At 67.5% G+C, this 11,692-nt stretch carries 8 protein-coding genes; 4 read left to right on the top strand and 4 right to left on the bottom strand.

Annotated elements, in window-relative coordinates; genetic code table 11:
• Positions 1–41 precede the first annotated feature (41 nt).
• Together EWE75_RS09625 and EWE75_RS09620 are read right to left on the bottom strand one after the other, a co-directional pair.
• Positions 42–239, bottom strand: a complete 198-nt coding sequence (locus EWE75_RS09625) for a hypothetical protein (protein ID WP_130156844.1) — start codon at positions 237–239, stop codon at positions 42–44.
• A 73-nt stretch (positions 240–312) separates the two neighbouring features.
• Positions 313–2,700 (bottom strand): membrane-bound PQQ-dependent dehydrogenase, glucose/quinate/shikimate family, encoded by a 2,388-nt coding sequence (locus EWE75_RS09620; RefSeq protein ID WP_130156842.1) that lies wholly within the window; start codon positions 2,698–2,700, stop codon positions 313–315.
• 185 nt (positions 2,701–2,885) lie between these two features.
• Here EWE75_RS09620 and EWE75_RS09615 point away from each other — a divergent pair, with 185 nt between their 5' ends.
• The gene (locus EWE75_RS09615) at positions 2,886–6,002 is read left to right on the top strand and encodes a helicase-related protein (RefSeq protein WP_130156840.1); all 3,117 of its coding nucleotides are present in this window, start codon (positions 2,886–2,888) and stop codon (positions 6,000–6,002) included.
• 207 nt (positions 6,003–6,209) lie between these two features.
• Positions 6,210–6,857, top strand: coding sequence for an outer membrane protein (locus tag EWE75_RS09610; protein WP_130156838.1), 648 nt, complete (start codon positions 6,210–6,212; stop codon positions 6,855–6,857).
• Positions 6,858–6,928: 71 nt separating this feature from the next.
• Here EWE75_RS09610 and EWE75_RS09605 read toward each other — a convergent pair whose 3' ends face one another.
• Positions 6,929–7,186, bottom strand: coding sequence for a hypothetical protein (locus EWE75_RS09605; RefSeq protein ID WP_130156836.1), 258 nt, complete (start codon positions 7,184–7,186; stop codon positions 6,929–6,931).
• A gap of 116 nt (positions 7,187–7,302) precedes the next feature.
• Here EWE75_RS09605 and EWE75_RS09600 point away from each other — a divergent pair, with 116 nt between their 5' ends.
• Positions 7,303–9,693: a DUF3772 domain-containing protein gene (locus EWE75_RS09600; RefSeq protein WP_165388329.1), complete on the top strand. Its 2,391-nt coding sequence runs from the start codon at positions 7,303–7,305 to the stop codon at positions 9,691–9,693.
• Positions 9,680–10,789, top strand: a complete 1,110-nt coding sequence (locus EWE75_RS09595) for an alpha/beta hydrolase (protein ID WP_130156832.1) — start codon at positions 9,680–9,682, stop codon at positions 10,787–10,789. The genes EWE75_RS09600 and EWE75_RS09595 overlap by 14 nt, the downstream gene beginning before the upstream one ends.
• Here EWE75_RS09595 and EWE75_RS09590 read toward each other — a convergent pair.
• The gene (locus EWE75_RS09590; protein WP_130156826.1) at positions 10,777–11,682 is read right to left on the bottom strand and encodes a diacylglycerol/lipid kinase family protein; all 906 of its coding nucleotides are present in this window, start codon (positions 11,680–11,682) and stop codon (positions 10,777–10,779) included. The two genes, EWE75_RS09595 and EWE75_RS09590, sit on opposite strands and share 13 nt — an antisense overlap.
• Positions 11,683–11,692: the final 10 nt, after the last annotated feature.

The raw sequence follows: 11,692 nt of genomic DNA, 5'->3' as shown, positions 1-11,692 counted from the left end.
AGCGGTGGTCCCGCCGCGCGCCGCGCTGGTCTGGAGGTCGGTTAGCTCCGAACGCCGCGGATCGAGTTCAGCACCGCGATGGCGGCGACGCCGAGCAGCGCGGCGCTCGTCCACGGCTTCGCCTTGGCGAAGCTCTTGGCCTTTTCGGTGAACGGCGCGTCGCCCGAGAAGTGTTCGCGGAACGCGTCGGAAAGTCCGGTCTTGCCGTTGCTGGTCGGGGTCGCGGTTTCGTCGGCCATGAAGTCCTCCTGATGGGTAGCGCGGAAAGTGCGCCGGTGTGCAGTGAACGCCCGGACAGCAACTCGGTGCCGCCTATTTCGGCAAAGCGTAAGCGATGACGTGATCGCCGAGCTTGGTGCCGAGCGAACCGTGCCCACCAGCCACCACGACGACGAACTGCCGCCCGCTCGCCGCCGAGCGGTACGACATCGGCGTCGCCTGTCCACCGGCGGGCAGGCGCGCGCGCCACAGCACCTTGCCGGTGCGCGTGTCATAGGCGCGGACGTAATTGTCGATCGCCGCCGCCATGAACGCGACACCGCCCGCCGTGGTGATCGGCCCGCCGAGCGAGGGCACGCCGAGCTTGAACGGCAGCGGCAGGATCGTCTCGTCGCGGATCGTGCCGTTCTTGTGCTTCCACACCGTCTTGCCGGTGGTCAGGTCGATGCCGGCGACATAGCCCCACGGCGGCGCCTGACAGGGCAGGCCCGCGAACGAGAGGAACGGGTTCATGTCGACCGCGAACGGCGCGCCGGTGTTGGGGTTATAGCCCTTGGCGTTGGACCCCGTCCGATCCGATCCGCCAGCCGGGCCACGTTCGTCCGCGCCGCCGGTATCGTCCTTGCGCGGCACCAGCCGGTCGACGAACGCGACGTAATTGGGATGCGCGAAGATCACCTGCCGCACCGGATCGATCGAGATGCCGCCCCAGTCCATCACGCCGAAATTGCCCGGGAACACCAGCGACCCTTTCAGCGACGGCGGCGTGAACGGGCCTTGATAGTCGAGCGACTTGAAGCGGATGCGGCACCAGAGCTGGTCGAGCATCGTCGTGCCCCACATATCCGTTTCGCGCGCGCGCTGCGGCATCAGCGAGACGGCGGAAAAGGGCTGGGTCGGCGAAGCGTGGTCGCCCGGCGCGGCGCTGGTCGGCACTGCGCGTTCGGTCACCGGGAAGATCGGCGCGCCGGTGCGCCGGTCCAGCACGAACAGATTGCCGGTCTTGGTCGATTGCACCAGCGCGGGCACGGTGCCGCGCCCCGGCAGGGTGAGATCGACCAGCACCGGCTGCGCGGGCACGTCCATGTCCCAGAGATCATGGTGGACGGTCTGGTAGATCCAGCGCGGTTTGCCGGTGGCGATGTCGAGCGCGAGCACCGAGGTCGCGAACTTCTCGGTGGTCGCCGGGCGGTTGCCGCCATATTGATCGACCGCGCCCATCCCCATCGGCAGATAGACGAGGCCGAGCGCTTCGTCGGCGGCGGGCGTGCTCCAGCTATTCGGTGACGACGGCGTATAGTGTTTGCCGGCGCCGAGCGGGGCGGTGTCGGTAGGGTTGCCGGGGTCGAAGTTCCACACCAGCCGGCCGGTCGCGGCATCATAGCCACGGATCACGCCCGACGGCACTTTGGTCGAGATGTTGTCGAACACCGCGCCGCCGGTGATGACCATCCCGCGCGCCACGAGTGGCGCCGACGTGACCTGATACCAGCCCTGATTGTAGTCGGTCTGCCCCGGCAGCAGGCTGACGGTGCCGTTCCGCCCGAAGCTGCGGCACAGCGCGCCGGTGCGCGGATCGAGCGCGATCAGCCGGCTGTCGTTGGTGGCGAGGAAGATGCGCTGCGGGCAATCCGCCGTGCTCGCGCCGGCCTTGGCGCCATCCCAATAGGATACGCCCCGGCAGGTGAGGTGCTGCATGTTGGTCTTCGAGGTCGCGATCTTCGGGTCGAAGCGCCAGCGCTCCTTGCCGGTCTCGGCATCGACCGCGATCACCCAATCATGCGGCGTGCACAGAAAGACGGTATCGCCGACCTTGATCGGCGTCATCTCATAGGTGGTCTCGGCGGGATCGGTGTCGCGCTTGAGATCGCCGGTCTCCAACTGCCACGCGACCTTGAGCTTGCCGACGTTGGCCGGGGTGATCTGCGTGAGCGGCGAGAATTTGTCGCCGTACCAGCTCCGCGCATACGCTTGCCAGTCGTCGTCGGGGACGCCGTGGAGGTTCGCCGCCAGCGCATTGCGCGGCCCCGGCAGCGTGCCGTCGAGGTTGTGCAGGTCTCGCGACAGCGAAACGCCGCCGAACAGCGCGGCGAGCGCGAGCGTCATCGCCAGCGGCCCGGCGCCGCGCACCCAAGTGGTACGCGGCGTGAGGCGCTTCACCGTCCACGGCAGCGCGAGCAGCACGCCGAACAGGAAGATCAGGTCGCCGCGCGGCACCAGCGGCCACCAGTCCGCGCCGATCTCCGCCCATGCCCAGATTACCGTGCCGAGTACCAGCGCGGCGAAAAGATGGAGCGCCGCGACATGCCGCCGCCACAGCAGCATCGCGGTTGCCAGCAACACGGCGCCGGCGACCGCGTAGAACAGGCTGCCACGCAGCAGGATCAGCCACACGCCACCGATGATGTTGAGCACGCCGACCGTGCCGATGAGGACGGCGAGAATGTGCGGCAGCCGGGCAGGGTGGCTGGTATGGGGCATGACAGAACTCCGCGAGGCAACTGCCGCACTACCATCGCGGTGGCGCGATGGTTCCGAGATCGATTCCGTCAGGTCGTGTGGAACCCCGGCGGCGGTCTCCTGTTCTTGCGTGCCAGGAGTGAAGCGATGATGGCCGACTTTCCAAAAATCCTTTGTTCGGCAAAACGATACGCGGACGTGGGCGCGTGAATCTGGCTTTCACCGCGTTCCGTTTGGCGGAAATGCTTGGCGCGCAGGATGTCGTCTTCCTGGCCGATGACGAGCAGCAGGCGGAGGCGCTCGCCGCCGCGCTCGGCGCGCTGGTTTCGGACGACCGTGTTGTCTTCGTCCCGTCCAGCGACGGGCTGCCGGGTGACACTTCGCCGGCGTCGCCCGCCAATGCCGGCAGGCGTGTGGCCGCGCTGCGGCGGCTGCGGCACACGCAACAGCGGAAGACGCGCGCGCACGTCGCGCTGATCCTGAGCGGCGAGGCGGCGGCGCGGCGCTATCCAGCGGCCGAGGCGTTCGACAGCGCACCGCCGGAATTGCGTGCGGGCGACGAGATCGACGCCGAAGCCTTCGCCGCGCTGGCTGAAGACCTCGGCTATTTTGCCGACGACCGGGTCGATGAACCCGGCGAAATGGCGGTGCGCGAGGCGGTGATCGACATCTATCCAGCCGATGCCGGTTTACCCGCGCGGATCGACATCGCGGACGGGCGGATCACGGAGATCCGCTCGTACGATCCCGCCACCCAGCGCACCGTCGAAGACCTCGACGTCGTCGAGATCGGTCGCGCCGCCGAGCCGCCGATCGGGCAGGCGGTGCCGATCCTGACGCACCTGGCGGCGGGTGCGATCGTGCTTGCGGAGAAGGCGGACCGGCGCCGTGCGCGGTTCCTTCAACTCGCGGCGGATGCCGCAGACCGCAGCGGCGGCGTGGTCGATGCGATCGCCGAGGCGGATTGGGCAGCGGCGCTGGCGACGTGGAAGACGGTCGAGATCGGCGAAGATTTCGAGGCGGTGCCGCGCTTTGCCGAAAAGCGCGGCACGCTGGCGGCGCTCGCCAAGTTCGTTAAACCTCTGCTGGGCACGCGCGCGCTGGTGCTTGCCGGCAGCAAGCGCGACGTGCGGTTTCTGCGCACGAGGATCGCCAAGCGGCTCGGCGTCGATATCGGTGAGGTGGAAAACCTTGCCGATCTTGCCGCGCTGGAACCCGGCACGGCGGGCGCGATCGTGATGCCGGTCGATACCGGCTTCGTCGATGCGCGGCGGATCGTGATCGCCGCTGCCGACATCCTCGGCAGTCGCGCCGTGCTCGGCGATGCACCGGCGTCCGCGTCCGATCGGTGGAGCGGCAGTGTTGGCGAAATCCGCATCGGCGATGTCGTCATCCATGAAGATCACGGCGCGGCACGGGTCGCCGGGCTGGAACCCTCGCCCGAGGCAAGCGGCGCGGGCAGCGAGATGATCGCGCTCGAATATGCCGACGGTGCGCGCCGGCTCGTCGCGATCGACGATGCCGACCGGATCTGGCGCTATGGCGCGGATGCCGACGCAGTCACGCTCGACAAGCTCGACGGCTCATCCTGGCAGAAGCGGCGCGGCGCCATCCAGGCAGCGGTCGCGGAAAGCGCCAAACAACTCGCCAAGCTGGCGGCGGCGCGCGCCAAGTTGACCGCGCCGGTGATCGAACCCGATCCCGCCGCCTACGAGCGCTTCGTCCACGGCTTCCCGTTCAACGAGACCGCCGATCAGGCACGCGCGATCCATGCCGTGCGGGCCGATCTCGCCAGCGGCAAGCCGATGGACCGGCTCGTCGTCGGCGATGTCGGCTATGGCAAGACCGAGGTGGCCTTGCGCGCGACGGCGCTGGCCGCGCTCGCCGGCTATCAGGTCATCGTCGCCGCGCCGACCACGGTGCTGGTCCGCCAGCATCTCGAAAGCTTCCAGCGCCGCTTCGAAGCCTCCGACATCACCGTGGCGGGGCTGTCGCGCCTGTCGAGCGCCGCCGAGAAGAAGGCGGTCAAGGCCGGGCTTGCCGACGGATCGATCCACATCGTCGTCGGCACCGGCGCGGTAATGGCGAAGGGCGTGAGCTACGCCAAATTGGGTCTGGTGGTGATCGATGAGGAGCAGCGCTTCGGTGCAGCCGACAAGGCGCGGCTGCGCGGATCGGGTGAGACGCATCTGCTCGCGCTCACCGCGACGCCGATTCCGCGCACACTGCAAATGGCGCTGGTCGGCCTCCAGCAAATCTCGGTCATCGCCACGCCGCCGGCGCGACGCCAGCCGATCCGTACCAGCGTCGATCAGTATGACGACGCCCGGCTGCGCACCGCGTTGCTGCGCGAGAAGGGGCGTGGCGGGCAGAGCTTCGTGGTGGTGCCGCGCATCGAGGACATGGCCCCGCTGGCCGAGAAGTTGCGCCGCGCCGCGCCTGACCTCGACCTCGTACAGGCGCACGGCAAGCTGCCGGCGGCGGAGATCGACGCGGTGATGGTTGGCTTCGCGGCGGGTAAGGGCGACATTTTGCTCGCGACCAACATCATCGAGGCCGGGCTCGACGTTCCGCGCGCCAATACGATGATCGTGTGGCGGGCCGATCGTTTCGGGCTGGCGCAACTCCACCAGTTGCGCGGTCGCGTCGGGCGCGGCAACCGGCGCGGACAGGTGATCCTGCTCACCAAGGCCGAGGACGCGATCGGCGAGCGCACGCTCAAGCGGCTACGCACGCTCGCCACGTTTGACCGGCTCGGCGCCGGTTTTGAGATCAGCGCGCAGGATCTCGACATGCGCGGGGCCGGCGATCTGCTCGGCGACGATCAGACCGGGCACATGAAGCTGATCGGCACCGATCTGTACCAGCATCTGCTCGGCGGCGCGTTGCGCGAGGCACGCGGCGAGACGATCGAGCGCTGGACGCCCGAGCTCCATCTCGGCGAGGCCGGCGCGTTCCCGGAAAGCTGGATACCTGAACCCGATGTGCGACTGGCGCTCTACGTGCGTTTTGCGCGGATCGAGGAGGATGCCGCGCTCGATGCGTTTGAGGAGGAGTTGCTCGATCGCTTCGGGCCGTTGCCGCCCGCCGCCGCCGCTTTGATGCTGCGCGCGCGCATCCGCATCGCCGCGCATGCGCTCGGGATCGCGCGGATCGATGCCGGCGCAGCGGCGATCGCGCTGACGCCCAAGCGCGGGTTCGATGCCGATGCGACGGCAGCGGGGCTGGACGAGAAGAACGGGCGGCTGTTGCTCCGCGAAGCCACCGACGATGCCAGCCGTGGCGATCGCGTTCACGCGTTGCTGGAGGGCCTCGCGGCCTGACGCGTCGGCGCTGCCGCTGGCCACAAAGTCGCCGCCTTTCGTTCATCCCTGTGCAAGAAACCGTTGCAGAAATGTGACAAAATTCGGGGTTGCCGATTAATCTCCGCTGCAGTGCAACAACCAGCGCCCAACCTTGTTTGAGTGGACCTCGGGACACCGGACGCCTTGGCGGCCAGCCCGATCTGTCAGTTTAATAAGGTTATACAGATGCTGAAACTCAAACTCGCCGCCGCCGCTCTGGCCGTCTTCGCAGCCGCTCCCGCCTTCGCGCAGGATGCCACGTCTGCGGCCCCGGCCGAAACCGGCCCGACCGCGCCCGACGGCAGCAAGGCGTTCGGGATCGAGCCGTATGTCGGCGTGATGGGCGGCTGGGAGCAGTTCGACAACGAACCGAACCACGGCATCCCGCAGGCGCTGAATGCCAACGGTTCGCTGCGCAACAACTACCGCCTCGCCGGCGCGCTGGTGCAGGGCGTCGCGGGCGTCAACGTGCCGCTCGGGCCGGTGTTCGTCGGTGTCGAAGGTAACGTCGCCAAGGGCGTTTCCGGCAACATCAACTGGGAATATGGCGCGGCTGGCCGGTTCGGCGTTCGCGCTGGCGACAGTGGCCTGTTCTACGGCAAGGTCGGCTATCAGTGGATCGATTTCGACCATTATGCGACCTACGTGAGCGGCAATCCCAACGACAAGAGCCATAGCGGCATCACCTATGGCATCGGCACCGAGGTCGGCCCGAAGGATATCGGCCTGAAGGGCATCACCGGCAATGCGGGCTTCCGCATCCGCGCCGAAGTGAACACCTTCGGCGATTTCCACAGCTTCCGTCCGATGCTGGGCGTCATCACGCACTTCTAAGCCTTACGGTCTTGGAATGCCTTGAAGGGCGGGGGATGGCGACATTCCCCGCCCTTTTTCGTGAGCGGACGCTAAAGGCCGATCTTGTCGAGCGCCGCCGCGAGCTCGTCGTCGATCGCGGCGCTGTCCTTGGGCGTGAGCCGGTTGAGCGCGGTATGGATACGCTTCTGTGCGACCTGCAGCGTCTTGTGCCGCACGGTGCGGATCGCGTTGGTTCGCCCCGACCGGCTTTCGCCGAGCGTGGCGGCCCATTTCGCCTCTTCCGCCGCCAGAATCGCCAGGGCAAGGCGCAGACCGTCACGCTGGCCATGTGCATAATCGTCGGACATCAGGCACCTCCAGAATGCGCGTAGCCGCACCGCGTACCGGATCGCCCGGTCGCAGGCCACCACGCGATGCGCGGGTTACGGCTGGGCTTGGTGTTTCGCAGGCGATAGGGAGCGGCATGACATTCCGCTTTCTCGTGCCGCTGCTGTCCGTGCTGCTGGCGATCGCTCCGGCCGCCGCACAGGATGTCGATCCGATCCTCGTCTCCACGCGCGCGCTGGACCAGGACGGCCGCGAGTTCGACGCGGTCGATGCCGCCTTCAACGTCCATACCGATGCGACCGAGGTGAAGTCGCTTCAGGACCGCGCCATCGCGGTGAAGCAGGATAGCGCGCTGCAAGTCGCCACCTTGTCGGCGCAGCTCCAGCTTATCGACGCGCGGATCGCGCAGCTCGGCCCGGTCACGCCGGGCGTCGTCGAAACGCCGGATATTCAGGCGCAGCGCAAATTGCTCACGCGCCAGCGTTCGGTCGTCGATTCGGCGATCAAGCGCGGCAAGTTGCTCGGCACCGAGGCGGATCAGCTTGCCACCGAGATCGACCGCAGCCGCGCCGAAGCCTTTTCGGAGCGGATGTCCGTGCAGGGCGACTCCCCGCTGACGCCGGCCTTCTGGGGGACCCTGTTTCGTTCGCTGCCGCGCGACGGGCGACGACTGTCCGCTTTCATCGGTGCGGAGACGGACGCGATCGAAAGCGGGGTGATGCATCGCGGGCTGCTGGCCGGGCTGCTCGGCCTGATCGTTGCCATCGTGCTGATCTCGCCGGTGCGGATCGGGCTGCGGGCGGCGGGGCGGCGCTACGTGATCGCGCGGGTGCCCGGCAATCGCATCCGCCGATCGAGCCTCGCGCTGTGGCTGACGCTGGTCGGCACGTTGGTGCCGTGGCTGGCCTCGGTCGCGCTGATCAGCGGTCTGCGGGCCGGTGGTATGGTCGCGCCGACCTGGGACAAACTGGCATCGAATTTCGAACAGGGCAGCTTCCTCGCCGCGCTGATCGCGGCGCTGGGCGGCGCGCTGCTCCAGCGCCGCCAGCCCTCGTGGCGGCTGATCGATATCACCGACGAGACCGCCAACCGGCTGCGCCCGTGGACCTTCGCGGCGGCCACCGTGACGATGCTCAGCTTTTTGCTCGCTGCCGGGCGCACCGGCGTCGGTGCGAGCGGCCCGGTGCAGGCCGTTACCGAAGTCTTCGCTGCGGTCCTCCATATCGTGCTCGTGCTCGGTATCCTGCTGACCGGGGCACGCATGCGGGCGGTTGCCGCGCGGGCGACGGAGGAGGAGCGCGGCGACCAGTCGATCGTTGCCTTCCTCTCGCTCACCACCTGGGCGGTGCTGGCGGTGGCGGTGGTGTCGCTCGCGACCGGCTATGTCGCATTCGGCTATTTCCTCGCGCGGTTCACGGTCTGGATCGCGGTGGTCGCGGCCGCATCGTACCTGTTGTTGATCGGCATCGACGACATCTGCTCGACCGTGTTTCGCCGCGACGGCAAGCTCGCCGACGCCGTCCACCACGGCTTCGGCGTGCGCCGCAGCCTGATCGACCAGTTCGGCGTGGCCTTGTCCGCGCTGCTCCGCCTGATGCTGATCCTGGTCGCGATGGGCTCCGTGCTGTTTCCGTTCGGGTCGGACATTCCGACGCTGTTCGGCCAGATCAGCCGGATCGCGCAAGGCATCACGATCGGCCAGGTGACGATCTCGCCGGGCGCGATCCTGCGCGCGCTGGCGGTGCTTGCGGTTGGGATGTTCGGGATACGCGGCATCCAGACTTGGCTGACCACGCGCTACCTGCCCGCCACCGAACTCGATGCCGGCGCGCGCAACTCGATCGCGATGGTCGCGCGCTATATCGGGCTGATCCTCGTCGTGTTGTGGTCGCTGGCGTCGCTCGGCATCGGTGTCGAGCGGATCGCGCTGCTGCTTTCGGCGCTGTCGGTCGGCATCGGTTTCGGCTTGCAGGCGATCACGCAGAATTTCGTGTCGGGGCTGATCCTGCTCGCCGAGCGCCCGGTCAAGATCGGCGACTGGGTGCGGATCGGCGATCAGGAGGGCGACGTGAAGCGGATCAGCGTGCGCGCCACCGAAATCCAGATCGCCGACCGCTCGACGCTGATCGTGCCCAATTCGGAGCTGATCACCAAGTCGATCGTCAACAAGACGCTGTCCGATCCGATCGGCCGCATCCAGTTGCAATTCTCGGTGCCGATGGGGAGCGACATCGCACAGGTCCGCGCGATGCTGATGGCGATCTACGATGCGCAAGGCGCGGTGCTGGATGATCCCAAGCCGGTGCTGTTCATCGACTCGCTTCTTGATGGCCGGATCAATTTCAACAGCTTCGCCTATGTGAACTCGCCGCGCGCGGTGTATCCGACGCGCAGCGACATCTGGTTCGAACTGCTGACGAAGCTGCCCGAGGCCGGCATCGAACTGGGCACCACCCCGCAGCAGGTGCAGTGGATCGGCGCGCAGCCGACCGGCGCACAGGGCGTCATCGGCGGTGAGGCCGCGTAAGCGCCTCGCCGACTTCATCGTTGGCAGGCGGGGCGGAGTGGCGCACATCCGTGTTCAGGCCAAGGGCGACGAAGCGGAGAGATATATGTGGGCGAGATCGTTGGCGCTGATCGCTGCCGTGTGCGTCGGTGCTGGTCCAGCCCGAGCCGATGACATCCACATCGCGCCGCCCTACCGGGATGCGCCCGAGATGGTGGCGCATGCGGACCAGCCCAGTGGAACGCTGCACAGTTTCATCATGACCTCGCGCGAAAGCCGGATCTATCCCGGCATCCGTCAGCTCGACACGGAGACGACGCGCCGGCGCGATCCATACGGCAACCGCCTCGCGGCGCCCGCGCACCTCCAGTCCGAACCCGCGCCATACCGGCGCGAGGTGTTCGTCTATATCCCCGCAGGCTATCGGCCGGGCACGAGAGCGCCGCTGCTGGTGGTGCAGGACGGGCGCGATTATACCGCGCGCATCGCCGCCGCGCTGGACAGCCTGATCGCGCAGCATCGCGTGCCGGCGATGGTGGCGGTGATGATCCAGTCGGGCGGCGGCGACGCGCAAGGCTCCGAACGCGGGCTGGAATATGACACCGTCTCGGATCGCTACGCGCGCTTCGTCCAGACCGAGGTGTTGCCACGCGTCGAACACCTCTACGGCGTCCGCCTCACCGACGATCCCAGAGGCCGCGCGGCGATGGGCGGCAGTTCGGGCGCGGCGGCGGCTTTCACGATGGCGTGGTTCCATCCCGAATGGTTCGGCAAGGTGCTGTCCTATTCGGGCACGTTTGTGAACCAGGCATCGCCCGCCGATCCCGCGACACCGCATGGCGCGTGGGACTATCATGATCGGCTCATCCCGGCGACGCCGGCAAAGCCGATCCGCATCTGGATGGAGGTGGGCGAGCGCGACCTCCACTGGCAAGACCCGGAGGCCACCTACCACAATTGGCCGATGGCCAATGATCGCATGGCGGCTGCGCTACGCGCCAAACACTATGACTATCGCTACGTGACCGCCGCCGGGGCAGGGCACGTCGACGGCGATGTCATCGCGCAGACCTTGCCTGGCGCGCTCGAATGGCTGTGGCGCGATTACCCGCGCTGAGAATCCCGCGCCACCGCCACGTCGATCGCGGCGGGGGCGACCTTCGCCACGACGGGCGTGCAGGCGAGGACTTCGCCGTCGATCGAGATGCGTTGCGGCGGCTGGGTGGTGATGCGGAAACTTTTGCTGCGGAAATCGCGGCTGCACGCATTCCGATCGCGCAGCTTGAAGAATTTGGCGAACCAGTCCCGCGCCAGCGCCAGCTTGCTCGTGCCGACCACCGCCTGAATCAAAAGCTCGTGGGACAGGACGCCGGCCTCTTCCGATAGCTCCACGCCGCCGTGGTGCGTGCCGTTGAGGATACGCACCTCCGTGGCCCACAGCCGATGCGTCTGCGTTCCGTCGTCAAGTTCGAGTCGGAACGCCTTGAAACTGACCGCCGACTTGAGCGCCCAGGCCAGATAGCCGGCCCGCCCGGCGTATTTCTTGAGAGTGTGCGGCACCGTTTCGCCGATCATCGTCGACAGGCCGATCGAGGCGCCGTTCACGAAATAGTCGTCGTCGATCATGCCGAGATCGACTCGTTTTCGGCGGCCGTTCGCGATCACCTCAATTGCCGCGTCGAGGTCGAGCGGCAAGTCGAGCGAGCGGGCGAAGCTGTTCGCGGTGCCGAGCGGGAGCACGCCGAACACGCAATCCTTGCCGACCACTTCATCGACCACGCCGGCCAAAGTGCCGTCACCGCCGCCCACGATCAGCATCGGCGTGCCCTCCGCCACCGCCGCGCGGGCGACGGCGGCGAGCTTCTTCGGGTCATCGACCGAATGCGTGGCGAGGAGATGGATACCAGCGGCTTCCAGCTTTGTACGCGCGGCATCGTAGAGATCCTGCCCCTTACGCGAATGTGTGTTGACGATCAGCGTGGCGTCGCGCGGCAGGGGTTTCGTTTCCATGCTGCAACAA

Source organism: Sphingomonas populi, from assembly GCF_004208535.1.
Taxonomy (GTDB): domain Bacteria; phylum Pseudomonadota; class Alphaproteobacteria; order Sphingomonadales; family Sphingomonadaceae; genus Sphingomonas; species Sphingomonas populi.
Note: the sequence above shows the minus strand (reverse complement) of the source record. Positions and strands in the feature narration are given on the sequence as shown.

What these genes read in the sequence shown, in the direction of transcription:
- EWE75_RS09625 (WP_130156844.1), bottom strand. Translation starts at nt 239, where the DNA reads ATGGCCGACGAAACCGCGACCCCGACCAGCAACGGCAAGACCGGACTT.
- EWE75_RS09620 (WP_130156842.1), bottom strand. Translation starts at nt 2,700, where the DNA reads ATGCCCCATACCAGCCACCCTGCCCGGCTGCCGCACATTCTCGCCGTC.
- EWE75_RS09610 (WP_130156838.1), top strand. Translation starts at nt 6,210, where the DNA reads ATGCTGAAACTCAAACTCGCCGCCGCCGCTCTGGCCGTCTTCGCAGCC.
- EWE75_RS09605 (WP_130156836.1), bottom strand. Translation starts at nt 7,186, where the DNA reads ATGTCCGACGATTATGCACATGGCCAGCGTGACGGTCTGCGCCTTGCC.
- EWE75_RS09600 (WP_165388329.1), top strand. Translation starts at nt 7,303, where the DNA reads ATGACATTCCGCTTTCTCGTGCCGCTGCTGTCCGTGCTGCTGGCGATC.
- EWE75_RS09590 (WP_130156826.1), bottom strand. Translation starts at nt 11,682, where the DNA reads ATGGAAACGAAACCCCTGCCGCGCGACGCCACGCTGATCGTCAACACA.